This is a genomic window from Luteibacter sp. 3190 (genome assembly GCF_031456385.1).
Taxonomy (GTDB): Bacteria; Pseudomonadota; Gammaproteobacteria; order Xanthomonadales; family Rhodanobacteraceae; genus Luteibacter.
Map to the genome: position 1 here is coordinate 289,510 of NZ_JAVDUO010000004.1, position 25,892 is coordinate 315,401.

Sequence of the window (25,892 nt, forward strand, 5' to 3'; positions counted from 1 at the left end):
ACCGGGGCTCAACGCCCGAAGCGCAGGACGAGCCAGGAGCCCAGTGCCAGCAGGTTGATGCCGATGTGGGCCGCGGAAGGCCCGGCGAGCGCCAGCAGCCAGCCGTGCTCGGCGATGGACCAGTCGAAGCCGAGACGCGGCGAGCGCTGCAGCGTCATCGACAGGTTGGCGAAGGCGCCGCTCGACAGCGCGTAGCTGAAGAAGGGCGTGGCGAGGAGCGGAGCCTGGAGGAACTGCGCCCAGATCGAGAACGAGGTGCCGCGGCCGTCGTTGCTGGCCAGCAGCACGCCGGCGACGAGGATGAAGCCGAACAGCAGCACGCCGAGCACCGCGACGATCGCCTCCATGCCGACCACCCGCGAGCCGAGCAACCGGTCGAACTGGTGGACGAGGCCGAACAGGCCGCCGGCGATCTCGAACACGGCGATGACGCGGGTCAGGAAGGAATGCATGGAAGGTCCTGGTCAGAGCGGGGGACGATTATGGCGTGTCGCATCGGTCGGAAGTCCGCTGGCGCGCGGACGAGCCGGTTCCGGTTCACAGACCGTCGGCCAGCTCGTGCAGGTCGGCGATGTGCTGCTCCCACCAGCGCGCCTCGGCCGCGAAGGGGAACGCGGCCGGAAACGCGGGATCGTGCCAGCGCTCGGCGATCCATCCCGCGTAATGCACCTGGCGCATCGCGCGAAGCGCGGGGATCAGCGCGAGCTCGCCGGGGTCGAGTTCGCGGAACTGCCCGTAGCCCTCGAGCAGCGCGTCCAGCATCGCATCGTCGGACGCGAGCATCCACAGGTCCTGCACCGCGGGGCCCATGCGCGCGTCGTCCAGATCGACGAAATGCGGGCCCGCGTCGGTCCACAACACGTTGCCCGGATGGCAGTCGCCATGCAGGCGGATGCGGCGCACGGGGCCGACGGCATCGAAGCGGGCCGCCACGGCGTCGTCCACGCGGCGCGCCGCGTCGCGATAGGCGTCGAACAGGTGCGCGGGCAGCAGGTCCGAGCCCAGCGCCGCCCGCACCGGGCCCTCGATCATCGTGGCACGGTCCAGCGTGGTGCGCGCGGTGAAGCGTTCGCGCGCGCCGATCGCATGCATGCGGCCGAGCAGGCGCCCCAGCCATTCCAGCTGGTCGGTGGATTCGAGGGAGGGGGCGCGGCCGCCGCGCCGCGGATACAGCGCGTAGCGATAGCCGGCCTCGCGCAGCAACGTACGGCCCTCGACCACGAGTGGCGCCACCATCGGCAGCTCGGCTTCCGCGAGCTCGCGCGCGAACGCGTGCTCCTCCTCGATCGCGGCATCGGTCCAGCGGCCGGGCCGGTAGAACTTCGCCACGACGAAGCCGCCGTCTTCCAGGCCGACCTGGAAGACGCGGTTCTCGTAACTGTTCAGCGCGAGCAGACGGCCATCGCTCCAGGCACCGCCGGCATCCACCGCCGCCAGGACCACGTCCGGGGACAGGCCCTCGTAGGGCGCCGCCTCGCTCACGCGCGGAGGTTCCCGGGCGCGCCGCCCGGTGAGGGGATCACCGCCATGGTCAGGCGCGACAGGCACACCAGCTTGCCCTGTTCTTCCTCGATCCGGATCTCCCAGACCTGCGTCGTCCGGCCGAGGTGCACCGCCTTCGCGGTGCCGGTGACGAGGCCCCCGCGCACGCCACGGATGTGGTTGGCGTTGATGTCGAGGCCCACGGCGACCTCCTTTTCCACGTCGAGAGTGAGCAGGGCCGCCGAGCTGCCGAGCGTCTCGGCCAGCACGACGGACGCGCCGCCGTGGAGCAGGCCGAAGGGCTGCTGGGTACGGTGGTCGACCGGCATCGTGCCGCGCAGCCAGTCGTCGCCGAACGCGGTGAACCGGATGTCCAGCGCCTCCATCATCGTGCCGCGGCTCCACGCGTTGATGCGGGCGAGGTCGAGGGGTTGTTTCCAGATGGAGGTCATGAGGGGTGCGATCCTGTGGGGCAAGCCGTCATTGTCCTACAATGGGCGGGTGCCCACCGTAACCCTGACATCGTCCGGCAAGCGATTCGACGCCGCCGACGGCGAAACCGTGCTCGAAGCCGCCCAGCGCGCGGGAATCGCCCTCCCGTATTCGTGCCGGGGCGGCGTGTGCGGAAGCTGCAAGGCCACCCTCGTCGAGGGCGCGTGCAGCTACCCGCGGAATCCGCCCGTCGCGCTCTCGGCGACGGCGCGCCTGCATCACGCGATCCTGCTCTGCCAGGCCGTGCCGGAGGGCGACATCGCCATCCAGGCGCGCGAGATCGCCTCGGTGGAGGACATACCGCATCGCCGTCTGGAGGTGGAGGTGGTCGAGCGCGCCGCGCTGGCGCCTGACGTCGTCGGCGTCTGGTTGCAGCCGCTCGACGGCGACCGCCTCAATTGGCTGCCCGGCCAGTACCTCGACGTGATCCTCGAGGACGGCCGTCACCGCCCGTTCTCCATCGCCAGCGGTCCGCGTCCGGACGGACGCATCGAACTGCACGTCCGCCACGTACCGGGCGGCGGCTTCACGTCCTGGGTGTACGAGTCGCTCCAGGTCGGCGACCGCCTCACGATCGAGGCGCCCCTCGGCACGTTCGTCCCGCGCGAGGATTCCGAGCGCCCGATGCTGTTCGTGGCGGGCGGCACCGGCTTCGCGCCCGTGAAGGCCATCGTCGAGCACTTCATCGCGCTGGGCACGCGCCGGCCGATGCACGTCTACTGGGGCGCGCGCAGCGTCGCCGACCTCTACCTCGCCGACCTCGCCGCCGGCTGGACGCGCGCCGCGCCCACGATCCGCTTCATTCCCGTGCTTTCCGATCCGGAGGAAGCGCAGGCCAGCGGCCTGCGCGAGGGCCTGGTCCACGAAGCCGTGCTGGAGGACCATCCGGACCTCTCGGCCTTCGACCTGTACATGAGCGGCCCGCCGGCCATGATCGCGGCGGGTCGCGAGCTCTTCATCGACGCGAACCTGCCGGAAGACCGGCTGTACTTCGACTCGTTCGACGTCGCACCCGACGTGCTGGATGCCATCCTCCGCGGTCGCGCGGGCATCCACGGGCTTTGATTGTCAGCCATGCTCCGCCTGCAGGAGCGGCCCTGGACGCGATGGCGCTCGCGGAAGCGTAGCGACTATGCGACCCAGCTTCCCTTCGAAAGCGGTTTCAGATGATTCAACGATATGAATCCGCCCGGGGTCACCTTATACGTCTCCGGCGTGATGATCATGGCGAGGACCCTCGACGATGTGGCATCGAATCGTTCCGGAGGCGGCATTCCGTCGAAAGTCTGCGGCATTCCGTCGTCGCGAACCTGGCGCAGCAAGGACATGAAGCCGACATCTCTGTCCACCGTCTTGTCCAGATCTGGAACCGCGGGGTAATTCTGCCAACCGCGAGGTGGTTCCAGACGCCAGTACTTGTCTTTTTCCGCATCGCCGAATGTCCGGCTGACCGCCTGATTGAATTCGCCGGCAAGTTTCGCCAGACGTGGGAACTGAGCGATGCGGGATTCAAGCCACGCAAGATCGTCGGGATGCACGTCCTTACCCGTTGCTTTCAGACGGCCCTCGTCGAGATGCAGGTCGAAATCCATGGCCACCACGCCCGGTCGCTCCAGCGTCAGCGATGCGAGGAAAGGGACGAGCGCGTCCGTAAATGACGCCAGGCGTCTTCCGAGATCTTTCTGCTCGGCCAAAGAATGGGATATGGAGGCCAGCAGGCGCTCCGACAGTTCGTGACTGGAGGGCCCTTCCGGTGGTGGTCGCAGGCGCTGATCATCGGCAACGGCTGGTTTTGCGTCGCTAATGGCCGTGCTTGCATGCGACGCCCGGGAATCGATCGAGCTACGAATGGTCAGGGTTTCCATGGGCGATGCATCCTGAAGGTTTCTTTGCAGATGTGTTCGAACCTGAGAGGTCTTGTCGCATCGGAGGTATCGCTACCGTCGACCCAGGCGATCACAGCGCCCGACGGGTTGTATTCGATGTCCCAGAAATCGGGTGGGTTTCCACGCGTAGGCACCGTGATCGGCCCGATGGCTCCGCCCTTGCACGGACCAACGTTGAGCGTGGTGCGCGCTATACCGCGTTCGTCGGTAACAGTCGTCAGTTCCGTCAGAAGCCAATGACCGTTCGTGCCGACGTCATAACCCTCGAATTTGACGACATAGCCCGCACCGACGGGCGTTGCCCGGTCGCCTTCGAAAACCTGTGCTTCGACCTCGGCGACTCGCGCGACGTTGGCCCCGCCCGGCATCGTCGAGCCCAGAGCCGGGGCGAGGTGGCTGATGTTTTCATTGCTTCGAACCATCGTGACGACCGCTGTCGCGCCGGGATCGCGCAGCGCGATCGTGTACCGCGCACCGACGGTGCTGGCACCGCCTTTGATCTGCACGAAGACGGGTCTGGACGAATCCACCCGAAAGGCCGATCCACCACGAAGCTCGCCGGTCTTCTTCGCCCCGTCGACGACTATGCCGACGACGCCCGGGGGTGCTTCGAGTTCGAGGTTCGCGGTGTTCTGGTCGGGGCGGAACGTGATGAGGAAGTTGTCGCCGTCGCCAGCGTTGTCGAGGTTGCCTTCGATGCGCTGGTTGCCCTCCAGCTTCGTCATCGTCGTGAAGGCATCGTTCGGCTCATGGCGATCGGCGCCTGTGGCGAGGGTCCCCTGCATCTGGAATGGAGAGGCCTCGCCGCCTTTGGGTCGCCCGACGAGAAGCAGCCAGCGCGTGGAGGCGTCGCTGATCGCCTGCAGGATGCGGTAGGCGTCCATCGACGCGTCGGTCGCCGCGGCGCGGGTGCTGCCGTCGCTATCGACGCGCACGAGGCTGACGTCGTGCAGTTCTCCCGCCCGGAAACCGGCGAGGTTGACGTCGACCTTGGACGCCGCCGGCGTGGCCGGCGTCACGAACTGGAAGCAGCCGAGCGTGGCGCCGGTGGACAGGGAGGCGTCGTAGGCCGGACCGATGTCCATGGGTGCGCACCCGTCGACGGGCGGAGCCGTCGACTGCGCATTCGCCAGCAGCGGGAAGAGCGCCATGGCGATGGCGCCGGGGAACAAGGTGGGTCGCATGGTCGCTCCGAGTTCGGGAGAGCGATCAGGCTAGGTCGAGCGGGGCGCCGTGGATGTCCGCAGGATTCGTCGAATCCCACCGTCGTCGCCCGCTATAGCCGTAGGAGCGGCTCCGTCCGCGACGGATCCCGCGAGAGCACCACGAAAGGCTTGCGGGTCTGTCGCGACCCGTCTCCCGGCCGTGTGCGTGGCGGCCTTATTTCTTGCCCTTGACCACCGGCAGCTGCGCGGTCTGCCAGGCGTAGGTGCCGCCTTCGAGCACGAAGACCTTAGGGAAACCGGCCTTGATCAGACGATTGGCCGCCTTGCCGACGCCGCGGCCGTCCTTGTCGACGAGCACGACCGGCAGTTCCTTCGCCTTCGACAGATCCTTCTGCGTTTCCGGATCGAACTGGCTCATGGCGACGTTCTTCGCGCCCGGAATGTGGGCCTTCTCGAAGTCGGCGCTGGCCGAGAGGTCGACGATCAGCGGCGTGTCGCGATTGATCAGCTGCGTCAGGCCGGCCGGCGTCAGGGTCTTCCACTTGCGGAACAGACGGCCGACTTCGGTGGCGACGAGCGCGACCAGGATCACCACGAACAGGGCGACCAGCGCGGTGTGGTTGCTCACGAAAGCGGGCAGCTTCTGCAAAACGTCGTTCATCGTGTCTTTCCGCGTCCCAGGAGGGGATAAACGGCCGATTATATCGGCTTTAGCGGGGCGTGAAGTCCGGCAGGCCGGTCATCAGGGTCCATTTGTTCTTTTCGCGATCGTAATGCCAGCGCTGGCGGTCGATGACGCTGCGCTCGGCCTGCGTGTTGATGTTGACCACGTTGACCTGGACCACCTGGATCACGTCGTCGTCGCCGTCGGGCTTGGGGCCCGCGCCTTCGTCGTAGCCCGTGACGCGCAGCTGTTGGAGGCGGCCCTGCTCGATCGAGCTGATCGGGTGTTCCTGCAGGTAGTCCTTGTCGATGAACGCCTGCGCGCTGGTGAAGTCGCCCCAGCGGATCGCCGAGGCGTAGCTCATCAGCGTCTTGTTCAGCGCCTGGTTGCGCTTGTCCGTGGCACAGCCGGTGAGGGCGAGGAAGGCAAGGGCGACAGCGGGCAGGGCGTACGGGCGCATGGCGGATTCCATCGGGGCGTCGGGCGGCATTATGCCCGGCGTTTGGCCACGAAACGCGCATCCAGGCTCGCCAGCGCCTTGCCGTTCTCCCCCGGCACCACGCAGGTGAAGTCGGCCCGGGCACGGCCGCGCGCGTCGAGCGTGGCGAAGAACGTGGCCCAGTCGGCGCCCGGCGCCAGCGTGGCCTCGGCGCGCAGGTCGTCCCACACGGGGTCGAGGTAGCGGACGGTGGAGTCGGCCACGAAGACGTCGCAGTCGGCGCCGCGCTCGCGCAGACGGGCTTCCACCAGCGCCCAGCAGGCGAGGGTCATCAGCGTGACGAGGCTGCCGCCGAAGGCGCAGCCCTTGTCGTTGATGTTCGGCTGGAGCGGCGCCGTCATGGTCAGCCGCTCGCCGTCGAAGGCCTCGATCGCGACGTCCATGGCGCGGGCCAGCGGAATGCTGTCGCGGATGAACCGTCCGAGGTCGGCGAGAGGGGTCTGGATCGTGGTCATAAGCCGGCAAGTCTACGTTCGTGCGCGGCCCGTTCGCATCCGTATGGGCGACCCAACCTTCGGCATTGGTGACGGCGTCCCCACGTTCCTATGCTGAGCCGTCGATCGCAGGATGCATTACGTGAGCCGGACCCTACCGTTACGCAACGTCACCGTGGTCATTACCCGCCCCGCGGGCACCGCCGGCCCGCTGGCGCGGCGGGTGCGCAAGCTTGGCGGCATTCCCGTCAGCGTGCCGGGCCTGTCCCTGCGGGCGACGGAGGATGCCACGGCGGTGGACGCCGCGCTGCGCAAGGCGCTGGAAGGCGACATGCTGATCTTCACGAGTCCCGCCGCCGTGCGCTTCGCCGCCGACGTCCTGCCGCTGGCCACGCGCGCCACGGTGGTGGCAGTCGGCCGCGGCACGGCCCGCGCTTTGAAGACGGCCGACGTGGTCGACGTGCGATTCCCCGAAACGTCTCAGGACAGCGAGGGCGTCCTGGCCTTGCCGGAGCTGGCGAACGTCACCGGACGTCGCGTGTCGCTGATCGGCGCCCCCGGCGGGCGGGGCCTGCTTCGCGAGCGACTGGCCGCGCGTGGTGCGGACCTGGAGGAGATCCACGTCTACCATCGCGTCGCGCCGCGGATCGACCGCCGCCACATCGATCCGCTCCTGAAGCTCGGCCGCCGTTCGGCGGTGCTGCTTTCCAGCGCCGAGGCGCTCGATCACCTGCATCGCGCGCTGGTGGCGCCGGCCTGGCGACGGCTGGTCCAGGCCGTGGCCGTCGTAAGCAGCGAACGCCTGCGTGGCATCGCGCTGGAAGCCGGGTTCGAGCGCGTCGCGGTCGCCCGGTCCGCGCTACCCACCGACCTCCTCGCCGCCGCCGCAGGGGTCTCGTTCACCCGCCGTTGAGGGATGTGTTCCGTGCGTTGGCGTATGGCCTGCTAGCATGCCCGCCATGACGACCGAGACCCCCCCGACCGATACCGCTCCGGCGACGCCGGCCCCGGCCGCCGCCGCCCGTACCACCGTGCCGCCACGGCGCGTCGATCCGGCGCCTCGGCGCGGCGGTGGCGCGCTGGCGATCGCCATCCTGCTTTCGCTTGCCGCCCTCGGCGCCGCGGGCTACACCGCCTGGACCGCCTGGCAGATGCGCCAGGACCTCGGCGCGGCCAACGGCCTGCGCGGGCAGGTCGATACCTTGCAGGCCGCGGTCGACGCCACGCGCGAGGAGAACGCGAACCTGCGCCGCCGTCTCGGCGACGCGGATGCCGTGAGCCGTTCGGCGCGCGAAGAGATGCTCGGGATGTCCGAGCGCACGCGCAATCTCGAGGACGCGGTGGCGAACCTGTCCGAGCGCAGCCTCAGCGGCCACGACGCCATGTTGCTCGACGAAGCGGAATCGCTGCTGCGCATGGCGAAGGAGCGCTTCGCGCTGTTCGGCGACGCCAGCGGTGCGCTGTCCGCCTACGATCTCGCCGACAAGACGCTCGCCGCCGTCAACGACGCGGCGTTCGCGGCGGTCCGCCAGAACGTCACCGCGGAGCGCGAGGCGCTCTCCGCCATCGCGCCGCGCGCCCGCGCGAACGACCTCGCGACGCTCGCGGCCCTGCGTGGCGAGCTGACGACGCTGCCGCTGAAGAGCGACGACACGAAGACCGCCGAAGGCGCGGAGCAGGGCTTCTGGCAGCGCGCGGGTTCGGCACTGGGCAGCATCGTGCGCGTGAGCCACGACGACGGCACGCCGATCGGTCTCGCGGACGACCGCATCGCGCGCGAACTCGCGGCGCTCGACGTGGCGCACGCCGAAGCGGCCGTGCTCGCTTACGACGACGTCGGCCGTCAGGCGGCGCTCAAGCGCGTCGACGCCGTGCTCGCCGCACGCTTCGACACCACCGCTCCGTCCGTGCAGGCGGCGCGCGCCCACATCGCCGCGCTGCTCGCCAGCCAGGCGAAGGGTGCCGAACCGAAGCTCGGCGCCGCGCTCGCCGAACTGCGCAACCTGCGCTCGGTGCACGCGCTCCAGGGTGGCGCGCCGACCTCCGGGCCGGCGAAGGCATCGTCCACCCCGGCGCCCGCGCCGGCCGCCAGCACCGACGCGCCGCACGAGGCCACGCCATGAAGCCGTGGCGCTGGGTCGTCGGACTGATTCTCGTCGCGGTCGCCGCGGCGTTCGCCTGGCACTGGGTCGCGGAGGATCCGGGCTACGTGCTCGTGCACCTGCGCGGCACCAACGTGCAGACGACCGTCGTGACCGCCGTGGTGCTGCTCCTGCTCGCCTGGGCCGTGATCACGGCGCTCGTGGCGCTCATCCGCTGGCCGTTCGGCGCGATGACGCGCCGCCATCGCCGGGTGAGCCGCCGGCGCCTCGCCGATGGTCTCGTGTCGCTGATCGAAGGCCGTCACGGCGAGGCGGAGCGCGACCTCCATCGCGCCGCGCGGTATCCCTCCTTGCGTGGTCCGGCGTTGCTCGCCGCCGCGGAAGCCGCGGAGCGGCACGGCGACACCACGCGTGCGCTGGAGACGCTGGACGAGGCCGCGCAGGAAACGCCGCGCGCCGCGCGCATCCTTCGCGCACGTCTGCTGCGTCGTTCGGGCCGCGCGTCCGAGGCCGTCGCCCTGCTCGCGCCGGAGGCCGCCGCCGGCGGTCTCACGCCCGCGGGCTGGGTCGAATACGCCGAGGCGTCGCTCGACACGCACGACGCGCGCAGCGCGATGCGGGCGCTGGAGCCGTTGCAGAAGAGCGGCGAGCTCGGCGCCCGCGCATATGCCGCCTTCGAAGCGCGTGTGATCGCGGCTTACGTCGGCAGTGCCTCGGATGGCGCGTCGCTGGCGACGCTGTGGTCGCAGCTTCCGAAGGGACAGCGTCGCCTCCCCGCCGCGATCGACGCCTACGCGCGGCAGGCAGCGCGCTTCGGCCAGACGATGGCCGCGATGGACGAGATCGAGACCGCGCTACGTCGCGACTGGTCGCCCGTGCTGGTCGCCACGTACGGCGGCATGGGCGCCGAAGACATCGAACAGCGCCTGCGCCGCGCGGAAGGCTGGATCGACACCCATCCCAACGACGCCGTGCTGCTGACCGCCGTCGGCCGCATGTGCGCCCGGGTGCGCCTGTGGGGCAAGGCGAAGCCGTACCTCGAGCGCGCGCTGGCCATCGAGCCCAGCGCCGACGCCTGGGAAGCGCTCGGCGATGTCTACGTCGGCGAGAATCATCCGGAACTGGCGCAGCGTTGCTACCGCAATGCCCTCGCGCTCGCCCGCGGTGACGCCACGGAAGCGCTGCCGGAGGAACTTCGCGCCCGCCGCATCGACACGCGCGTCACCGCGGTGGAAGAGCGCGACCAGCACGGCGTGCCACGACTGTCGCCCTGACACCTGAGGGAAGCGCGCCCGGTCACCGCAACGTGCGACCCTTCAGGTGGGAGCGCGTTCACGCGCGAACGGGCGTCACCGACGAAGCGCCCCGTGCCAGAGCGCGAACGCGCACAGCGCCAGCGCGACGGCGATCAGCACGACGGCACGCCATGCCTTGCGTCGACGATCGCGATCCGGCGGTGCGGCCGCGGTCGACAGGCGTGACTCCGCACCGGGCGCGACCCGCTTAGGGCGATCACGCGACGACGCCGGCAACGCATCGAACGCCGCCTCCCAGTTCGCCAGCGTGCCCGTCGACACGAAGAGCCCGATCAAGGTCGGAAACCGCTCGCGCATGATGCGCATCTCGGGCCAGCGCGGTACGAGCGGCGCATCGAGCCCCGCCTCCCCGAGCCCGGCGAGATCGAGCCATTCGAACCGGCGCCTTTCGTCGAGGGCGAGCCAGTCGTCGCCTTCGGTGAGCACGCGGCGAATCCAGTCGCCTCGTGAGCCAAGTGCGTCGAGGTGATCCGCGAGCCGCCAGTGGAACGCGTCGGCCGCCGTTTCGAACACCGCCACGCGTTGCCCGATGCGCTGGGTGACGAGCAGGTCGATCAGGTGCTCCTCGAACTGGCCGGGCGCATCGATGTAGCGCTTGCGCAGCTCGGCGAGCGCGTTCGCCAGCAGTCCCTGCACGGCGGCGACCGGTTGTTTGCCGACGTCGGCGGCGAAGCCCAGCGCCAGGTCCAGTGTCGGGTCGGAAGACGAGGTTACCGAGGTTGCCGTGGACGACGAAGCGACCGTCGGCGAGGCGCGGCTGCCGGTCTCCAGGACGTCGAGTCCGCGTAGCGCGCGATCTCCCATCGCGATCCCCGCCTGCACCGCGGCGCCGATGGCGGCGATGTGCATGGGATCGATCGTCGTCGTCGGCTCCCGCGCGAACATCTGCGTCGCGAGCGCACGGATGACCGGCATCCGCGTCGCACCTCCGGCGAGGATCACGTGGTCGAGGTCCGCCGCGCGGATTCGCGCAAGGCGCATGGCGCGTTCGATCGGATACCACAGACGATTGAGCAAGGGCTGCGTCAGCGTGGCGAACGTGTCGCCATTCAGCACGACGCCGACGCTCGTCTCGCCGTAGGTCGCCTCGAGATGCGCCGTATCGCGGCGGGTCAGCTCGCACTTCGCCGTTTCGGCGAGGGCGAGCAGTTCGCGCATGAACGCCACGCTCTCGCCAGCCGCCTCGGGCAGGCCACTGGCGAACGCCTGCGTCGCGATCAGCGCGGTGAAGTCGTCGCCGCCGAGCGAATCGTCGCCCGCGCTGGCGCGCACGCCGATCATGCCGTCGGTGAGCTGGGCCACCGCCACGTCGAAGGTCGCCGCGCCGAGACGAAACACGAGGAACCGGGCCTCGTCGGTGACCAGGTCCACGGCGTGCGCCAGCGCGGCGGCGGTCGCCTCGCTGAGCAGCCGTTCGACCTTGATGCCCGCCAGTTCGCAGGCGGCACGCGTCGCCTCGCGCTGCTCACCGGAGAAGCATGCCGGCACGGTGACGACGGCCTCGGTGACCGGTGCTCCGAGAAACGCCTCCGCATCCCGCACCAGCGTGCGCAGCACCAGCGCCGCGAGCTCCTCGGGCCGGTAATCGCGCACGCCGAGGCGCACCGCGTGCGGGTGCCCGAGGTGTCGCCGGAAGCGTGTCGCCGTATCCCAGGGATGCGTTTCGCGACGCGCGAGGGCGGCCTTGCCGACGAGGATGCGTCCGTCGTCTCCGACGCCCACGCACGAAGGCGTGAGCACCTCGCCCGCGCCGTTCGGAATCAGGCGCGGCGCGCCGTCGATCCATGCGGAGACGAGGCTGTGGGAGCTACCCAGGTCGATACCGACGATCACGCGATCCTTCCCCTCTGCGTCCGCATCCTCCGGACGCGCCGTCGCAATCGTGGCGACGCGGCTAGCTTCCGTTCCGCGCGACGCCCGTCAGAGCGCGGTGAGGTTCGCGTAAGCGTAAACCAACCACTTGCTGCCGGCATCCTCGAAGTTGACCTGCACGCGCATGTGCGCGCCGGCGCCTTCCGCGCTGACGATCGTGCCCTCGCCGAACGTCGGGTGCCTGACGCGCTGGCCCAGACGAACGGGCGAGGGCTCCTCCAGCGACGACGCGGCGAAGCGGTCCGCATAGGCCGGACGCGACACCTGCACGCGCGGGCGCAGTTCGTCGATGAGTTCGGGCGGGATCTCGCCCAGGAAGCGCGACGGCCGGGCGAGCATCTCGGTGCCGTGCATGCGGCGCGACTCGGCGTGCGACACGTAGAGGCGCTCGCGGGCACGCGTGATGCCCACATAGGCCAGGCGGCGCTCTTCCTCCAGCCGGTTTTCTTCCTCGGTGGAGCGCTGGCTGGGGAACAGGCCTTCCTCCATGCCCACGAGGAACACGACGGGAAATTCGAGGCCCTTCGCCGAATGCAACGTCATGAGCTGCACGCAGTCGTCCCAGGCCTCGCCCTGGCCTTCGCCGGCTTCGAGCGCGGCGTGCGACAGGAAGGCGGAGAGCTCGTTGAGACCGGCGTCGACATCTTCCGGCGTCATCTCGAAACGGCTGGCGACGTTGACCAGCTCGTCCAGGTTCTCGACGCGCGCCTCGCCGTTGCCGCGCTTGTCGTTCTCGTAGAAGTCGCGCAGGCCGGTGTGGACGATCGCGTGTTCGATCTGCTCGGCCAGGTCCAGCGCGGTCGGTTCCTCGTCGGCCTCGGCATCGCCGCGACCGGCGAACGTGCGCGCCAGATTGTCGATCAGACCGATGAAGGCCTTGATGGCGTTCTTCGCGCGTCCGGCCAGCGAACCGATCGAGGCCTCGGTCAGCGAGGCCTCCCACATCGAGCTGCCGTCGGCGCGCGCGCGGCGGCGCAACTCGTCGAGCGTGCGGTCGCCGATGCCACGCGGCGGCGTGTTCACGGCGCGCTCGAAGGCGGCGTCGTCGTGGCGGTTGGACGCGAGGCGCAGGTACGCGAGCGCGTCCTTGATTTCCGCGCGATCGAAGAAGCGCAGTCCGCCGTACACGCGATAGGGCAGGTCGCGCTGGATCAGCTGTTCTTCGAAGTTGCGGGACTGCGCGTTGGAGCGGTACAGGATGGCGCAGTCGCGCGCGTTGCCGTGCTCGGCGATGTATTCGCGGATGCGCTCGATGACGAAGCGTGCTTCGTCCTGCTCGTTGTAGGCCGCATACAACGCGATGCGCTCGCCTTCGCCGCCGTCCGTCCACAGCTGCTTGCCAAGACGGCCACCGTTGCGCGCGATGACCGCGTTGGCCGCGTTGAGGATCGTCGACGTCGAACGGTAGTTCTGCTCGAGGCGGATGGTCTTCGCGCCGGGGAAGTCGCGCAGGAACTGCTGCACGTTCTCCACCTTCGCGCCGCGCCAGCCATAGATCGCCTGATCGTCGTCGCCCACCACGAAGGCCTGGCCGGTATTGCCCGCGAGCACGCGGATCCACGCGTACTGCAGCGTGTTGGTGTCCTGGAATTCGTCGATCAGCAGGTAGCGCCAGCGATCCTGGTAGTGCCTCAGCACCTGCGGATCCTTCAGCCAAAGCTCGTGCGCGCGCAGCAGCAGCTCGGCGAAATCGACGAGACCGGCGCGCTGGCATTGCTGCTCGTACGCCTTGTAGATCTCCACGAAGGTGCGCGTCACCGGGTGGTCGCGGTGCTCGATCGCGTCCGGGCGCTTTCCCTCGTCCTTCCAGTTGTTGATCTGCCAGGACGCCTGGCGAGGCGGAAAGCGCGCCTCGTCGAGGCCCATGCCCGCGATCACGCGCTTGATGAGGCGTTGCTGGTCGTCGGAATCCAGGATCTGGAATCCCTCGACGAGGCCCGCCTCGCGCCAGTGCCGACGGAGCAGACGGTGCGCGATGCCGTGGAACGTGCCGACCGTCAGCCCCTGCGTGCCGCCCGGAATCAGTCCGTCCAGGCGCGCGCGCATCTCGCCGGCCGCCTTGTTGGTGAACGTCACCGCGAGGATCGCCCACGGCGGTACCCGTTCGACCTGGGTCAGCCAGCCGATGCGGTGGGTGAGGACGCGGGTCTTGCCGGAGCCGGCGCCCGCGAGGATCAGGTAGTGGCCGGGCGGGGCGCTGACGGCCTCGCGCTGGGCGTCGTTCAGGGAGTCGAGCAGGTGGGAAACGTCCATCGGGACATTGTAGCGGAGGGGCACGGGCGGCCTGCGCCGCAGGCCTGGGAGATGGGAGGTGGGAAATGGGGGCGCACTGATGACTGGCTTCGATGTCGAGAGCCGTCACGACGCCAGCCCCCTCAGTCGACCAAGGCGCCGCCCCCAACTCCCATCCCCCAACCCCCCGACGATCATTTCTTCCGCGCGATCCCCGCCACCGCCACGATGCCGCCGATCACGATGCCGGCGATGCCGACCCACTGCGGAATGGCCTTGTCATGGGTGGCTTCGATCTTGGCGGGGCCGATGGACGCCACCGTATCGGTCTTGCTGTAGCTGCCGTTACCCAGGGTCACCCAGAGACCGAGGCCGATGAGGATGACGCCGACGACGATGAGACCTGCACGCATGTGGATTCCTCCCATTGAATGTGGCGCCGAGGATGCGTGGGCCCATGTCGAGGGATCGTGTGGGCAAAAAAAACCCCGAGAGCCAGGGGAGCTCTCGGGGCCGGTGACCGACATGACCCAGGGGAAGATCGTGCCGGCCGCAGGGTGACCCCAGGGAGGCGGAGTCCACCGATGGGACGCCGTTGCGTGCGTCCGAAGCTTTAGACGGCCGGAGCCATGGAAAGTTGCAACGCCAGGCCGAAAAAAGTCAGTTGGCGTTCATCGGTAATGCTTTCAGACGCTTGCGGACCCGACGATGGCTTGCCCTTAGGGAAATTTAACGCCGGAAGGTCTCAGTGCGCCTCGTCCCAGTTGGCTCCCACGCCGATGTCGACCTGCAGCGGCACGCTCAGGCTGGCGGCGCCGGTCATGTGTTTCTCGATACCGGCGCGGACCTCGTCCACGGCGTCCTCGCGCACCTCGAAGACGAGTTCGTCGTGCACCTGCATCAGAAGGCGCACGTCGTCGCGCGGCTCGATCCACGCCGCCACCGCGATCATCGCGCGCTTGATGATGTCCGCCGCCGTGCCCTGCATCGGCGCGTTGATCGCCGCGCGCTCGGCGCCGGCGCGTTGCGCCTGGTTGCGCGACTTGAGGTTCTCCAGGTACAGCCGGCGGCCGAACAGCGTCTGGACGTAGCCATCGCGATGGGCCTGTTCGCGGGTGGCGTCCATGAAGGCGCGCACCCCGGGATAACGCGAGAAGTAGCGGCCCATGTAATCGGACGCCTCGCCGCGGTCGACGCCGAGCTGGCGCGCGAGGCCGAACGCGCTCATGCCGTACATCAGGCCGAAGTTGATCGCCTTCGCGGCGCGGCGCTGGTTCGGCGTGACCTCGTCGGGCGTCACGCCGAAGACTTCCGCCGCCGTGGCGCGGTGCACGTCGCCGCCTTCGCGGAACGCGCGCACGAGGCCTTCGTCGTTCGACAGGTGGGCCATGATCCGCAGCTCGATCTGCGAGTAGTCGGCGGCGACGATGCGCCAGCCGTCGGGCGCGACGAACGCCTGGCGGATGCGCCGGCCTTCCTCGGTGCGCACGGGGATGTTCTGCAGGTTCGGGTCGGACGAGCTGATGCGTCCCGTCGCGACGGCGCCCTGGTGGTAGCTCGTGTGCACGCGGCCCGTGCGCGGATTGACGATGCCCGCGAGCTTGTCGGTGTACGTGGAGCGCAGCTTGGCGAGACCGCGGTATTCGAGGATCAGCCGCGGCAGTTCGTGCGCATCGGCGATCGCCTCCAGCGCTTCCTCGTTGGTCGAGGGCTGGCCGGTGGGCGTCTTGATCTTCGCCGCGAGGCCGAGCTCGTCGAACAGCACGGCCTGCAGCTGCTTCGGCGAGTCGAGGTTGAACTCGTGGCCTGCGGACGCGTACGCCTGCTGTTGCAGTTCGACCATGCGCTTGCCGAGCTGCTGGCTCTGCATGCGCAGGTTGTCCGCGTCGATCAGGACGCCCGTGCGCTCCATCTTCGCCAGCACCGGCACGAGCGGGATCTCGATGTCCGTGTACACGCTGCGCAGCGAAGGCTCCGCTTCGAGCTTCGCCCAGAGCGCCTGGTGCAGGCGCAGCGTGATGTCGGCATCCTCGGCGGCGTAGCGGCAGGCGATGTCGCAGTCCACGTGCGAGAACGGGATCTGCTTCGCCCCCTTGCCGGCCACTTCCTCGTACTTGACGGTCGTGTAGCCGAGGTAGCGCGAGGCGAGGGAATCCATGTCGTGGCGCGTCGCCGTGGCGTTGTAGACATACGACTCCAGCATCGTGTCGTGCGCCAGGCCGCGCAGCGCGATGCCGTAGTGCGACAGCACGTTGATGTCGTACTTGCCGTGCTGGCCGACCTTGGGCCGCGTGGCGTCCTCGAGGATCGGCTTCAGCGCGCCCAGCACGTGCTCCGTCGACAGCTGCTGCGGCGCGCCGGGGTAATCGTGCGTGAGCGGCACGTACGCCGCCTTGCCCGGCTCCACCGCGAGCGAAAGGCCCACGATGTCGGCGCGCATCGCGTCGATGCTCGTCGTTTCGGTGTCGAAGGCGATCAGGGGCGCGGTCTCGAGCTTCTCGAGCCACGTCGCGAGCGCGGCCTCCGTGACGACGAGCTCGTACTCGCCGTCCACGGAAAGCGCGGCGTCGACCACCGGGGCGGGGGACGCCGGGGTTGCCGCGGCGGGAGCCGGTGCGGCGGCATCGCCGCCGGCTTCCAGTTCCTTCAACGCCGCCTTGAAGTCGTAGCGGGCGTAGAGCTCGCGCAGCGCCTCGACGTCGCGCTCGCGCATCGCCAGGTCGGTCGGCCCCTGCTCGAGCGGCACGTCGGTACGGATCGTGACCAGTTCGCGGGACAGGGGCAGGCGCGGCATCGCGGCGCGCAGGTTCTCGCCGATCTTGCCGCCGATCTTGTCCGCGTTCGCGAACAGGGCATCGAGCGTGCCGTACTCGCCGAGCCACTTGGCCGCGGTCTTCGGGCCGCACTTCTCCACGCCGGGCACGTTGTCGATGCTGTCGCCCATCAGCGTGAGGTAGTCGACGATCTGCTCGGGGCGCACGCCGAATTTCTCGATCACGCCGTCGATGTCCATCGTCGTGTTCGACATCGTGTTGATCAGCACGATGTGCGCGCCGACGAGCTGGGCGAAGTCCTTGTCGCCGGTGGAGATGATCGTGTCGATGCCTTGCGCGGCGGCCTGCACGGCCAGCGTGCCGATCACGTCGTCGGCTTCGACGCCCGGCACGCAGAGGATCGGGAAGCCCAGCGCGCCGACGATCTTCATCATCGGTTCGATCTGCGCGCGCAGGTCGTCGGGCATGGACGGCCGGTTCGCCTTGTAGTCGGCGTAGAGGTCGTCGCGGAACGTGCGGCCCGGCGCGTCGCAGACGAAGGCCACGTAGTCGGACCCGGCCTTCATCGTCGTGCGCAGCATGTTGACGATGCCGAACAGCGCGCCCGTGGGCTCGCCGAAGGTGTTGGTCAGGGGAGGCAGCGCGTGGAACGCGCGGTACAGGTACGAGGACCCGTCGATGAGCGTGAGCGTAGGCATCCCCGGATTCTCTCACGGCCCCGCGTGGGGCGTCCGTTCACGCCGCCGCGGGCGCCGGAATTGCTATCCTCGACTCCCCGTACGGAGACCCTCCATGAACCGCTCGCACGCTCTCGTCGCCGCGCTTGCCCTGGCCCTGGCGCTCCCCGCCGCCGCCCAGAACGCCACGGATCCCAAGCTGAAGGCCCTGCCGCCGCCGGCGCTCAACGATCCGGGCCATCAGCCGGGCGAGCCGGACCGCTCGGGGCAGAAGCCGGTCCCCCGTCCCGTGCCCTACGACCAGGCTCAGGACGCCGACCAGTACAAGTCCACGCCGGCCACGTCGGACGCGCAGGGCTCGAAGGTCTCCGCCGCCAACCTGCCGGACCTGGGTTCGGACGGCGTGCCGGAGATCGTGGAGAAGCAGGAGGGCGAGAACAAGATTCAGGAGTTCCGCCAGAACGGCAAGCTCTACCAGGTGGTCGTCGTCCCGAAGAACGGCATCCCGCAGTACTACGACGTCGACGACGCGGGCAACCGCACGCTCCGCGGCACGATGCAGAACGGCGTCCGCCCCACAGAGTACAAGGTGTACGAGTGGGGCAACGCGCCGAAGCCGGTCGATTCCAACTGAGTGGCGTTACCCGTCGAGCTCCGGGTAATGCCGGAAGATCCCGTTCGTGTTGAACGGGATCCGCCGTTCCGAAGCGAGGTAGGCGGCGACGTTCGGCCGGTCGGCGACGCGCTTCGCGAGGTCGCGCAGCAGCGGCACCTTCTGCCGGGCCATCGCCTTCGGGAACGCGTAGTCGAGGCCGGCCATCACCTGGAACAGCGACAGGTCGACATAGGAATGCTGGCGTAGCGGGAAGCGGCCGCCGCCGCGGTCGATCGTCTTCTCGAAATAGGCCAGAAACTTCGGCACGCGGTTCTCGCGGAAATCCTTCGCGCGCCGCTTCGCCTCGTCGCGCTGGTCCTCGTAATACTCGGACGACGATACCGGATGATGCGAGTCGTGCACCTCCGCGACGAAGTCCGTGATCGTCAGTTCCAGTTGGTGCGCGTACAGCGCGGCCGCCTCGCCTTCGGGTACCAGGCCGTGCCTGGGTCCGAGGTAATGCAGGATGTTCGCCACCTGCGCGATCACCAGCCGGCCGGACTTCAGGAACGGCGGCGCGAAGGGCAGGGCGCCCGCGTGCTCGCCGTCGAGGAACGGCATGATGGCGTCGTCGCCTTGCTCGCGCGCCACGTCGACGTACGGCGCCGCGGCGTCCTCGAGGCACAGGCGGACGAACTCGCCGCGTCCCTGCAGGCCCGTCCAGTAATAGAGCTGGTACGCCATCGCGATCCTCCGTCGGGTCAAAACCGGACGATGCCGCGCAGTCGCTCAAGCCAGCGTGAGCGCGGCGTCCCGGAAGGTGTCCCACGCCGTCTGGGCGGGCGGCGACAGCGAACGCGCCCGCCGGCGAACGAGCGTCACCTCGCGATGCACCTCGGGGTTGAGGCGCAGCGCGACCAGCCCCGGCCGCATCGCGTCCAGCGAGAGCGCGGGCGTGACCGTGACTCCGAGCCCGGCCTCGACCATGCGGAACGCCGTGTGCGGATGGCCGACCTCCAGGGTCACGTTCACCGGTATGCCGCGCGATGCGAAGGCGGTGTCGATCAGGCGGCGGCTGCCGGAGGCGTGGTCGAGCAGCACGAGGTCTTCGTGCGCCAGCGCCTTCCACGCCACGGCGCTTCTCGACGCCAGCGGGTGATCCTCGCGACAGACGAAGCGGAAAGGATCGCGAAGGATCGTCTCCGTATCGAACTCCTCCGCGGTGGCCGGTTCGACGCTGAGGCCGAAATCGACCTCGCCGCCCCGCACCGCGTCGAGCACCTGCGCCTGCGTCTGATCGCGCAGCAGGATCTCCAGCGAAGGATGGTCCTTCGCGCAGCGCGCGATGCCCAGCGGGACGAGCGCGGCGGAAAGGGTCGGCACGGCCGCGATGCGCACCCGGCCCCGGAGCGGATCCGCCAGCGCCCGGGCGTGCGCGAGCACGCCGTCCAGCTCGTCGAGCACGCGCGACAGCGCCTGTTCGAGGTAGCGGCCCGCTTCCGTCGGCACCACCTCGCGCGTGCTGCGGTCGAACAGCCGCACGTCGAGTTCGGCTTCGAGATCGGCGATGAGCCGGCTCACCGCGGGCTGCGTGAGATGCAGGGCGTCCGCGGCCCGGCGGAAATGGCGATGGCCCGCCACGGCGAGGAAGGCGCGAAGCTGGCGCATCGAGACATTCATGCCGTAAATCTATCACCGAATCAGATAAAACGATTTGCCTTATGGATCGCCCGGCGTTGCAATAGGCTCCACTCCCGCGCCGACCGACACGCCGCCATGCGCCGCTTCCTGCCCGATGGATTCACCCTGTCGCTGATCGCGACGGTGCTGCTCGCCAGCGTTCTCCCGTGCCGAGGGGCGGTCGCCAGCGTCTTCGGCGTCGTCACGGACCTCGCGATCGCGCTGCTGTTCTTCCTGCATGGCGCGAAGCTGTCGCGCGCCGCGGTGGTGGCCGGCATGACGAACTGGCGGCTCCACCTCACGGTGCTCGCCAGCACGTTCGTGCTGTTCCCGCTGCTCGGCCTGCTGCTGAAGCCCGTGCTGGCGCCGCTCGTGTCGCCCGATCTCTACCTCGGCATCCTGTTCCTGTGCACGCTGCCGTCCACCGTGCAGTCGTCCATCGCTTTCACGTCGATCGCGCGCGGCAACGTACCCGCGGCGATCGTGTCCGCGTCGGCGTCGAGCATGCTGGGCATCTTCATCACGCCGCTGCTGGTGGGCGTGCTGATCGCGGGTTCGGGGCAGGGCGCCCTCTCGTGGGATTCGATCGGCGCCATCGTGCTGCAGCTGTTCGTCCCGTTCGTCGCGGGTCAGGTGGCGCAGCGCTGGATCGGCGGCTGGGTGACGCGCCATGCCGCGCTGCTCACGTATGTCGATCGCGGTTCGATCCTGCTGGTGGTGTACACCGCGTTCAGCGCGGCGGTGCTGCAGGGTCTGTGGCATCAGTTGCCCATGCCCGTCCTCGCCGGGCTGATCGTGGTCAACGCGGTGCTCCTGGCCTGCGCGCTGCTGATCACCCGCTACGGTTCGCGCGCGCTCGGCTTTTCGAAGGAGGACGAGATCGCGATCGTCTTCTGCGGCTCGAAGAAGAGCCTCGCCTCGGGCGTGCCGATGGCGAAGGTGCTCTTCGCCGGCCATCCGCTGGGCCTGATCGTGCTGCCGATCATGCTGTTCCACCAGATCCAGCTGATGACCTGCGCGGTGCTGGCGCGACGTTACGCGTTGCGCCGCGAGGAAGGGACGCACCTGAAGGCCGCCGTGCGCTGAGTCGCCCTTCGGCAGCGACGTGCCTGCCGAAGGGTGGGAGCCGATCGCATCGGCGATCCGGGATCGCCTCAGTGGCGGAAGTGCCGCACGCCCGTGAACACCATCGCCATGTCGTGCTCGTCGGCCGCGGCGATCACCTCGCTGTCGCGCATCGAGCCGCCCGGCTGGATCACGGCGCGGATGCCCGCCGCGGCGGCGGCGTCGATGCCGTCGCGGAACGGGAAGAACGCATCGGAGGCCATCGCGCTGCCCGGCACCACGAGCCCGGCTTCCTCGGCCTTGAGGCCCGCGATCTTCGCACTGACGACGCGGCTCATCTGGCCCGCGCCGATACCGATCGTGCGGTTGTCCTTCGCGTAGACGATCGCGTTGGACTTGACCATCTTCGCCACGCGCCAGGCGAACAGCAGGTCGTCGAGCTCGGCCGTCGTCGGCTGGCGCTTGCTGACGACCTTGAGCTCGTCGCGCCGCACCTGGCGATGGTCGGCCGTCTGTACCAGCAGGCCCGAGCCGACGCGCTTCACGTCGTGGGTGTTGCGGCCGTCGCCCGGCGGAATCTCCAGCACGCGGACGTTCGCCTTCTTCGCCGCTTCCTCCACGGCGCCGGCGTCGACCTGCGGGGCGATCAGCACCTCGACGAACTGGCGTTTCAGGATCGTGCGCGCCGTCTCGGCGTCGAGCGGGCGGTTGAACGCGATGATGCCGCCGAACGCCGACGTCGGATCGGTCGCATAGGCGAGTTCATAGGCGGCCAGCGGGTCCGTCGCGACGGCGACGCCGCACGGATTGGCGTGCTTCACGATCACGCAGGCGGGGGCGTCGAACTGGCGCACGCATTCCCACGCGGCATCCGCGTCGGCGATGTTGTTGAACGAGAGTTCCTTGCCCTGCAGCTGGCGGAACGTCGCGAGCGTGCCCGGCGCGGGATACAGATCGCGGTAGAACGCGCCGGCCTGGTGCGGATTCTCGCCGTAGCGCAGGTCCATCACCTTCACGAAGCGGCCGTTCGACTGCTCAGGGAATTCGTTGCGGCCCGCGATCTTCGTGTGGGTCTCGTCGAGCGTGACGCCCGAGAGATAGTCGCTGATCGCGCCGTCGTAGTTCGACACGCGATTGAACGCCGCGACGGAAAGACGGAAGCGCGTCGCGCGGGTCAGGCCGCCGTTGCCTTCGATCTCGGCGAGCGCCTCGTCGTACTGCGCGGGATCCGTGAGCACGCCGACGTCGTTCCAGTTCTTCGCCGCCGCGCGAAGCATCGCGGGGCCGCCGATGTCGATGTTCTCGATGGCGTCTTCCAGCGTGCACGCCGGATCGGCGACGGTGCGCTCGAACGGATAGAGGTTCAGCACCAGCAGGTCGATCGGCAGGATGCCGTGTTCGGCCATGACGGCGTCGTCGGTACCGCGGCGGCCGAGCAGGCCGCCATGCACGCGCGGGTGCAGCGTCTTCACGCGGCCGGCCATGATCTCGGGAAAGCCGGTGAGGTCGCCGACGTCGCGCACGGGGATGCCCGCGTCGCGCAGCGCCTTCGCTGAGCCACCGGTGGAGAGGATGTCGACGTTCGCGGCGACGAGGCGACGGGCGAGTTCCGTCAGGCCCTGCTTGTCGGACACGCTGACGAGCGCACGGCGGACGGGAACGAGATCGGGCGTGGACATGGGCACTTCCGGGGAGGAAAGCGCGCCATTATAGCCGCCCGAACGTCCGCGCGGCCCGGCGGGTGGACGGATCAGGAAATGCCGTGCGCGGCGAGCTTCTTGCGCAGGGTGGCGCGGTTGATGCCGAGCGCCACGGCGGCGCGGCTCTGGTTGCCTTCGTGGAAGGCGAGCACTTCGCGCAGCAGGGGACCTTCGACTTCACGGATCACGAGGGCATGCAGGCCTTCGCCGAACTCGGTGTCACCGATGTCGGCCAGGTAGCGACGGACCGTGCGGCTGACGCATTCGCTGAGGGCACTCTGCATGGAGGTTTCGTTGGCAGCCTCGACAGCAGTCAGTCTCACAGCGTTCAAGGCATTCCCCTCTCGCAGGCCGAAGCGGGCGCCTCGGTCGGTTCGTGTTCGTTTCGGTCGCTTGGATGTGCGCTCGGGACACGTCCTTCCGGACGGTCGCGAAGTCGCGAAGGGGACCGAGTCTACTCGCCCCCGGGAGCGAATTGCAGACTTGCAAAAAGAAATTTTTTCGAACGGCTCAGTCGAAGCTGAAGGCGAAAGCGACGGCCCGCTGGCCCGGGTCTTGCACTTCGAACACCATCGCCGAGGTGGCGCCCGCCGCCATGCCGCGTGAACGGGTGCCGGCGTCGCCCACGTAGTCCTCGGGCTGGAAGCGGCGCATCGCCAGGCGATGGCCTTCGGCGTCGGAGAGCGCGATCGTGACGACGGGATACGGTTGGGCGAACGTCGCATCGTTGCGCACGCTCGCCGTGATGAGCAGGCCGTCGGTGACGGACGGATGCTGTTCGACGTCGCGCGCGAGCAGGCGCAATTGCGACGGCGCCGCGACGAGCGGAAGATGGCAGCCCACCATCGCGCAACCGCTCGCGAGCATCGGCCCCACCGTCGCGTCGGCGATCAGCACGTCGCGTTTCGCCCAGGCCAGTTGCGCGCCGAGACCGAGCACCAGCACCGTGCACGTCGCGATCCACGCGGCGGTGCGCCACGAGCGTCGCTTCGCGCGCGCGAAGCGTGGTGTGAACGTCAGCTGCGAGAAATCCTCCTCGACCGCGTCCTCCGTCGCGACCGGTTCGTTCGTGACGGCCTCCGCCGCGTCGGCGGGCGTGTCCGTCCAGGGCTCCGGCACCGGCTCCGGCTCGGGCCGCGGCCGGAACACCGCCACGTCGGCGAGCGGCGGCTCGCGATCCAGCGCGTGCTCCTCCAGTCGCGTGAAGGGCTCCGGAGGCAGCTGGCCGGCGAGCGTCCCGAGCGCGTTGAAGACGGTCTCGCAATGGCCGCAACGCAGGCAGCCGCAGGCGGGCACCAGCAGCTCGGCTTCCAGCTTGTAGACGGTGAGGCACTCGGGGCACTGCGTATACATCGGCCGATCATAACGGCCGCGCCGCGTCCTTGCGCGGCTAGAATGAGGCCCCGCTTCCCCGATGGTCCCGTCCATGCCCTGGCTCGAACTTTCCCTGACGATCCGTGCCGCCGAACAGCCGCGCGTCGAAACCGCGCTCGAAGACCTCGGCGCGCTTTCCATCACGCTGCAGGACGCCGACGCCGAGACGCCGGACGAGGAAGCGATCTTCGAGCCGGGCGTCGGCGAGATTCCGCTGTGGAACCAGATCGTGCTCAACGCGCTGTTCGACGCGGATGCCGACCGGCGCGGCCTCACCGCCGCGATCGCCGACGACCTGCCGTTCATCGAGCCCGCCAACATCGTCTGGCGCGTCGTCGACGACCAGGACTGGGAGCGCGCGTGGATGGACCAGTTCAAGCCGATGCCGTTCGGCCGGCGCCTGTGGGTCTATCCGTGGAACATCGAGCCACCCGTGGAGGGCGACATCGTCGTCGTGCGCCTCGATCCCGGCCTCGCGTTCGGCACCGGCACCCATCCCACGACGGCGATGTGTCTCGAGTGGCTCGACGGCCAGCAGCTGGCCGGCAAGACCGTCCTGGACTACGGCTGTGGCTCCGGCATCCTCGCCATCGCCGCGCTGAAGCTCGGCGCGTCGCGGGCGGTGGGCATCGACAACGATCCGCAGGCGCTGCTCGCCTCGCGCGACAACGCGGAGCGCAACGGCGTCGACGCGGACCTCCAGGTCTACCTCCCCGGCGAAGCTCCCGCCGTGCCCGCCGACGTCCTCGTCGCGAACATCCTCGCGGGCCCGCTGGGTGAACTGGCCCCGACGTTCGCCGCGGCCGTGAAGCCCGGCGCGCCGTTCGCCCTCTCCGGCATCCTGCAGGGCCAGCACGAGGAACTGCTGGTGCGTTACGCCGAGTGGTTCGACGACCTGGACGTGCGCACGATGGAGGACTGGGTGCGCATCAGCGGCCGCCGCAAGGCCTGAATCGCCAGGACGCCATCAAAAAGAAAGGGCCCCGAGGGGCCCTTTCTTCATTCGACCTTGGGGTCGTTCTGCTTTTCCCAGGAGTGCTGCTCCTGAAGGAGCTTGTCCGGGTCGAAGCCCTGGTCGTCGTTCAGGCCCTGCATCTCCTCGATCGCCGAGGCCGGCGGGTTGCCGTAGTAGATGTTGTACAGGCGCTGCTGGCGGTAGGCGTCGCGCACGAAGACGTACGGGTCGTAGGCCGAGGCGAGGAAGCTCTCCGCGTCGATGCCGCGCGAGCGCAGGGTCACGAGGTAGAGCAGCTGCGGCACGTACTGCTGGCCGTACTTGAAGTCGTGGTTGCGGCTGTAATAGCTGAGCGGGTCGAAGAAGTAGCTGTCGACCGGCAGGCGCCAGACGTCGCGGACCGTGGTCGGGCCGACGAACGGCAGCACGAGGTAGTCGCCCTCGGGCACGCCCCAGCGCGCCAGCGTCACGCCGAAGTCGTTGTCTTCCAGCGGGATGCCCAGCAGGCTGGCGGGATCCTTGAAGCCGAGGAAGCCGATCGTCAGGTTCACCACGAAGCGGCCAGTCGTCTGCAGCGCCTGCTTCGGACGGAACTGGAGCAGGTCGTTGGCGACCGTAATCGGCAGGCGGATGTTGGTGTAGAAGTCGCTGATCGCCGTGCGCACCGGCGGGTTCGTGACCTTCCGGTAGCCGACCGCGACCGGGCGGATGACCGCCTTGTCGAGCTTGTCGTTGAACGCGTACACCTTGCGGTTGAACTTCTCGTTCGGGTCGTCGGTGCGTGGCGGGGCGACGTGACAGGCCGCGAGCAGCGCGACGGCCACGAGGCCGAGGAGGGTGCGGGCGGTCCGGGCAATCCGGTGCGGGGTCGTGGGGCGCATCGCTGGGGCTTTAGGGGTGGGGCGGTGGTTTAGTGTACCGCGCGGT

The 25,892-nt window shown here is 69.1% G+C and carries 25 protein-coding genes; 7 read left to right on the forward strand and 18 right to left on the reverse strand.

All coding sequences use genetic code 11. From position 1 onward, the window contains the following. Positions 1-8 precede the first annotated feature (8 nt). From J2X58_RS16930 to J2X58_RS16940, 3 genes are all read right to left on the reverse strand, one after another. Entirely contained in the window at positions 9-452 is a 444-nt protein-coding gene (locus tag J2X58_RS16930) for a hypothetical protein (RefSeq protein WP_090057285.1), read from the reverse strand. An 85-nt stretch (positions 453-537) separates the two neighbouring features. After that, positions 538-1,482: a serine/threonine protein kinase gene (locus J2X58_RS16935; RefSeq protein ID WP_310049699.1), complete on the reverse strand. Its 945-nt coding sequence runs from the start codon at positions 1,480-1,482 to the stop codon at positions 538-540. Further along, positions 1,479-1,934 carry a hotdog fold thioesterase gene (locus J2X58_RS16940; protein ID WP_310049702.1) on the reverse strand — a complete coding sequence of 152 codons (456 nt, stop codon included), beginning with the start codon at positions 1,932-1,934 and terminating at the stop codon, positions 1,479-1,481. The genes J2X58_RS16935 and J2X58_RS16940 overlap by 4 nt, the downstream gene beginning before the upstream one ends. 49 nt (positions 1,935-1,983) lie before the next feature. On the opposite strand from J2X58_RS16940, the gene J2X58_RS16945 reads away from it, so the two are divergent. Further along, complete coding sequence (locus tag J2X58_RS16945; protein WP_310049705.1) at positions 1,984-3,039, forward strand: 2Fe-2S iron-sulfur cluster-binding protein; 1,056 nt, start codon at positions 1,984-1,986, stop codon at positions 3,037-3,039. A 65-nt stretch (positions 3,040-3,104) separates the two neighbouring features. Here the strand turns inward: J2X58_RS16945 and J2X58_RS16950 are convergent, their stop codons facing one another. The 5 genes from J2X58_RS16950 to J2X58_RS16970 all read right to left on the reverse strand — a co-directional run bounded on the left by J2X58_RS16950 (position 3,105) and on the right by J2X58_RS16970 (position 6,644). After that, complete coding sequence (locus tag J2X58_RS16950) at positions 3,105-3,839, reverse strand: hypothetical protein (protein WP_310049707.1); 735 nt, start codon at positions 3,837-3,839, stop codon at positions 3,105-3,107. After that, entirely contained in the window at positions 3,827-5,044 is a 1,218-nt protein-coding gene (locus J2X58_RS16955; protein WP_310049710.1) for a hypothetical protein, read from the reverse strand. The genes J2X58_RS16950 and J2X58_RS16955 overlap by 13 nt, the downstream gene beginning before the upstream one ends. Before the next feature lie 196 nt (positions 5,045-5,240). Next, a complete protein-coding gene (locus J2X58_RS16960; RefSeq protein WP_090057272.1) occupies positions 5,241-5,687 on the reverse strand; it encodes a rhodanese-like domain-containing protein in 447 nt (148 codons plus the stop codon). Positions 5,688-5,736: 49 nt separating this feature from the next. After that, positions 5,737-6,150 (reverse strand): hypothetical protein, encoded by a 414-nt coding sequence (locus J2X58_RS16965; protein WP_310049713.1) that lies wholly within the window; start codon positions 6,148-6,150, stop codon positions 5,737-5,739. A 29-nt stretch (positions 6,151-6,179) separates the two neighbouring features. Continuing rightward, positions 6,180-6,644, reverse strand: a complete 465-nt coding sequence (locus J2X58_RS16970) for a YiiD C-terminal domain-containing protein (protein ID WP_090179576.1) — start codon at positions 6,642-6,644, stop codon at positions 6,180-6,182. A 121-nt stretch (positions 6,645-6,765) separates the two neighbouring features. Between J2X58_RS16970 and J2X58_RS16975 the strand changes: the two genes are divergently transcribed. From J2X58_RS16975 to J2X58_RS16985, 3 genes are read left to right on the forward strand one after another with little or no spacing between them, the layout of a single operon-like run. Then, on the forward strand, positions 6,766-7,536 hold the full coding sequence (locus tag J2X58_RS16975; RefSeq protein ID WP_255364571.1) for a uroporphyrinogen-III synthase: 771 nt from the start codon (positions 6,766-6,768) through the stop codon (positions 7,534-7,536). A gap of 46 nt (positions 7,537-7,582) precedes the next feature. Next, a complete protein-coding gene (locus J2X58_RS16980) occupies positions 7,583-8,746 on the forward strand; it encodes a uroporphyrinogen-III C-methyltransferase (protein WP_310049718.1) in 1,164 nt (387 codons plus the stop codon). Continuing rightward, on the forward strand, positions 8,743-9,999 hold the full coding sequence (locus J2X58_RS16985) for a heme biosynthesis HemY N-terminal domain-containing protein (RefSeq protein ID WP_310049719.1): 1,257 nt from the start codon (positions 8,743-8,745) through the stop codon (positions 9,997-9,999). Before J2X58_RS16980 ends, J2X58_RS16985 begins: the two co-directional genes overlap by 4 nt. A gap of 75 nt (positions 10,000-10,074) precedes the next feature. Here the strand turns inward: J2X58_RS16985 and J2X58_RS16990 are convergent, their stop codons facing one another. The 4 genes from J2X58_RS16990 to polA form a co-directional block, all read right to left on the reverse strand. Beyond that, entirely contained in the window at positions 10,075-11,874 is a 1,800-nt protein-coding gene (locus tag J2X58_RS16990; RefSeq protein ID WP_310049722.1) for an Hsp70 family protein, read from the reverse strand. 87 nt (positions 11,875-11,961) lie between these two features. Beyond that, positions 11,962-14,166: a DNA helicase II gene (gene uvrD / locus J2X58_RS16995; RefSeq protein ID WP_310049724.1), complete on the reverse strand. Its 2,205-nt coding sequence runs from the start codon at positions 14,164-14,166 to the stop codon at positions 11,962-11,964. Between the two features lie 173 nt (positions 14,167-14,339). Then, a complete protein-coding gene (locus J2X58_RS17000) occupies positions 14,340-14,558 on the reverse strand; it encodes a hypothetical protein (RefSeq protein WP_090179564.1) in 219 nt (72 codons plus the stop codon). 332 nt (positions 14,559-14,890) lie between these two features. Next, the gene (gene polA, locus J2X58_RS17005) at positions 14,891-17,617 is read right to left on the reverse strand and encodes a DNA polymerase I (RefSeq protein WP_310049728.1); all 2,727 of its coding nucleotides are present in this window, start codon (positions 17,615-17,617) and stop codon (positions 14,891-14,893) included. A 94-nt stretch (positions 17,618-17,711) separates the two neighbouring features. Here polA and J2X58_RS17010 point away from each other — a divergent pair, with 94 nt between their 5' ends. Continuing rightward, positions 17,712-18,230, forward strand: a complete 519-nt coding sequence (locus tag J2X58_RS17010; RefSeq protein ID WP_175472877.1) for a DUF2782 domain-containing protein — start codon at positions 17,712-17,714, stop codon at positions 18,228-18,230. A gap of 6 nt (positions 18,231-18,236) precedes the next feature. Here the strand turns inward: J2X58_RS17010 and J2X58_RS17015 are convergent, their stop codons facing one another. Both J2X58_RS17015 and J2X58_RS17020 read right to left on the reverse strand, forming a co-directional pair. Further along, the gene (locus tag J2X58_RS17015; RefSeq protein WP_310049731.1) at positions 18,237-18,935 is read right to left on the reverse strand and encodes a glutathione S-transferase; all 699 of its coding nucleotides are present in this window, start codon (positions 18,933-18,935) and stop codon (positions 18,237-18,239) included. 45 nt (positions 18,936-18,980) lie between these two features. Then, positions 18,981-19,871, reverse strand: a complete 891-nt coding sequence (locus J2X58_RS17020) for a LysR family transcriptional regulator (protein WP_310049732.1) — start codon at positions 19,869-19,871, stop codon at positions 18,981-18,983. A gap of 96 nt (positions 19,872-19,967) precedes the next feature. Here J2X58_RS17020 and J2X58_RS17025 point away from each other — a divergent pair, with 96 nt between their 5' ends. After that, the gene (locus tag J2X58_RS17025) at positions 19,968-20,957 is read left to right on the forward strand and encodes a bile acid:sodium symporter family protein (protein ID WP_310049734.1); all 990 of its coding nucleotides are present in this window, start codon (positions 19,968-19,970) and stop codon (positions 20,955-20,957) included. A gap of 68 nt (positions 20,958-21,025) precedes the next feature. Here the strand turns inward: J2X58_RS17025 and purH are convergent, their stop codons facing one another. From purH to J2X58_RS17040, 3 genes are all read right to left on the reverse strand, one after another. Then, a complete protein-coding gene (gene purH / locus J2X58_RS17030) occupies positions 21,026-22,615 on the reverse strand; it encodes a bifunctional phosphoribosylaminoimidazolecarboxamide formyltransferase/IMP cyclohydrolase (protein WP_310049736.1) in 1,590 nt (529 codons plus the stop codon). Positions 22,616-22,686: 71 nt separating this feature from the next. After that, complete coding sequence (locus J2X58_RS17035) at positions 22,687-22,920, reverse strand: helix-turn-helix domain-containing protein (RefSeq protein WP_090057246.1); 234 nt, start codon at positions 22,918-22,920, stop codon at positions 22,687-22,689. 226 nt (positions 22,921-23,146) lie between these two features. Next, entirely contained in the window at positions 23,147-23,989 is an 843-nt protein-coding gene (locus J2X58_RS17040; RefSeq protein ID WP_310049738.1) for a zinc-ribbon and DUF3426 domain-containing protein, read from the reverse strand. Between the two features lie 73 nt (positions 23,990-24,062). On the opposite strand from J2X58_RS17040, the gene prmA reads away from it, so the two are divergent. After that, positions 24,063-24,962 carry a 50S ribosomal protein L11 methyltransferase gene (gene prmA / locus J2X58_RS17045; RefSeq protein WP_310049740.1) on the forward strand — a complete coding sequence of 300 codons (900 nt, stop codon included), beginning with the start codon at positions 24,063-24,065 and terminating at the stop codon, positions 24,960-24,962. A gap of 47 nt (positions 24,963-25,009) precedes the next feature. Here the strand turns inward: prmA and J2X58_RS17050 are convergent, their stop codons facing one another. After that, a complete protein-coding gene (locus J2X58_RS17050) occupies positions 25,010-25,846 on the reverse strand; it encodes a VacJ family lipoprotein (protein WP_090057239.1) in 837 nt (278 codons plus the stop codon). Between the last annotated feature and the right edge of the window lie 46 nt (positions 25,847-25,892).

Excerpts from the sequence above, each read along its gene's own strand:
- J2X58_RS17050 (WP_090057239.1), bottom strand. The coding sequence starts at position 25,846 with ATGCGCCCCACGACCCCGCACCGGATTGCCCGGACCGCCCGCACCCTC.
- J2X58_RS16955 (WP_310049710.1), bottom strand. The coding sequence starts at position 5,044 with ATGCGACCCACCTTGTTCCCCGGCGCCATCGCCATGGCGCTCTTCCCG.
- J2X58_RS16950 (WP_310049707.1), bottom strand. The coding sequence starts at position 3,839 with ATGGAAACCCTGACCATTCGTAGCTCGATCGATTCCCGGGCGTCGCAT.
- purH (WP_310049736.1), bottom strand. The coding sequence starts at position 22,615 with ATGTCCACGCCCGATCTCGTTCCCGTCCGCCGTGCGCTCGTCAGCGTG.
- J2X58_RS16970 (WP_090179576.1), bottom strand. The coding sequence starts at position 6,644 with ATGACCACGATCCAGACCCCTCTCGCCGACCTCGGACGGTTCATCCGC.
- polA (WP_310049728.1), bottom strand. The coding sequence starts at position 17,617 with ATGCCTACGCTCACGCTCATCGACGGGTCCTCGTACCTGTACCGCGCG.
- J2X58_RS17035 (WP_090057246.1), bottom strand. The coding sequence starts at position 22,920 with ATGCAGAGTGCCCTCAGCGAATGCGTCAGCCGCACGGTCCGTCGCTAC.
- J2X58_RS17000 (WP_090179564.1), bottom strand. The coding sequence starts at position 14,558 with ATGCGTGCAGGTCTCATCGTCGTCGGCGTCATCCTCATCGGCCTCGGT.
- J2X58_RS17025 (WP_310049734.1), top strand. The coding sequence starts at position 19,968 with ATGCGCCGCTTCCTGCCCGATGGATTCACCCTGTCGCTGATCGCGACG.
- J2X58_RS16930 (WP_090057285.1), bottom strand. The coding sequence starts at position 452 with ATGCATTCCTTCCTGACCCGCGTCATCGCCGTGTTCGAGATCGCCGGC.
- J2X58_RS16940 (WP_310049702.1), bottom strand. The coding sequence starts at position 1,934 with ATGACCTCCATCTGGAAACAACCCCTCGACCTCGCCCGCATCAACGCG.
- uvrD (WP_310049724.1), bottom strand. The coding sequence starts at position 14,166 with ATGGACGTTTCCCACCTGCTCGACTCCCTGAACGACGCCCAGCGCGAG.
- J2X58_RS17010 (WP_175472877.1), top strand. The coding sequence starts at position 17,712 with ATGAACCGCTCGCACGCTCTCGTCGCCGCGCTTGCCCTGGCCCTGGCG.
- prmA (WP_310049740.1), top strand. The coding sequence starts at position 24,063 with ATGCCCTGGCTCGAACTTTCCCTGACGATCCGTGCCGCCGAACAGCCG.
- J2X58_RS17015 (WP_310049731.1), bottom strand. The coding sequence starts at position 18,935 with ATGGCGTACCAGCTCTATTACTGGACGGGCCTGCAGGGACGCGGCGAG.
- J2X58_RS16965 (WP_310049713.1), bottom strand. The coding sequence starts at position 6,150 with ATGCGCCCGTACGCCCTGCCCGCTGTCGCCCTTGCCTTCCTCGCCCTC.
- J2X58_RS17040 (WP_310049738.1), bottom strand. The coding sequence starts at position 23,989 with ATGTATACGCAGTGCCCCGAGTGCCTCACCGTCTACAAGCTGGAAGCC.
- J2X58_RS17020 (WP_310049732.1), bottom strand. The coding sequence starts at position 19,871 with ATGAATGTCTCGATGCGCCAGCTTCGCGCCTTCCTCGCCGTGGCGGGC.
- J2X58_RS16985 (WP_310049719.1), top strand. The coding sequence starts at position 8,743 with ATGAAGCCGTGGCGCTGGGTCGTCGGACTGATTCTCGTCGCGGTCGCC.
- J2X58_RS16960 (WP_090057272.1), bottom strand. The coding sequence starts at position 5,687 with ATGAACGACGTTTTGCAGAAGCTGCCCGCTTTCGTGAGCAACCACACC.
- J2X58_RS16980 (WP_310049718.1), top strand. The coding sequence starts at position 7,583 with ATGACGACCGAGACCCCCCCGACCGATACCGCTCCGGCGACGCCGGCC.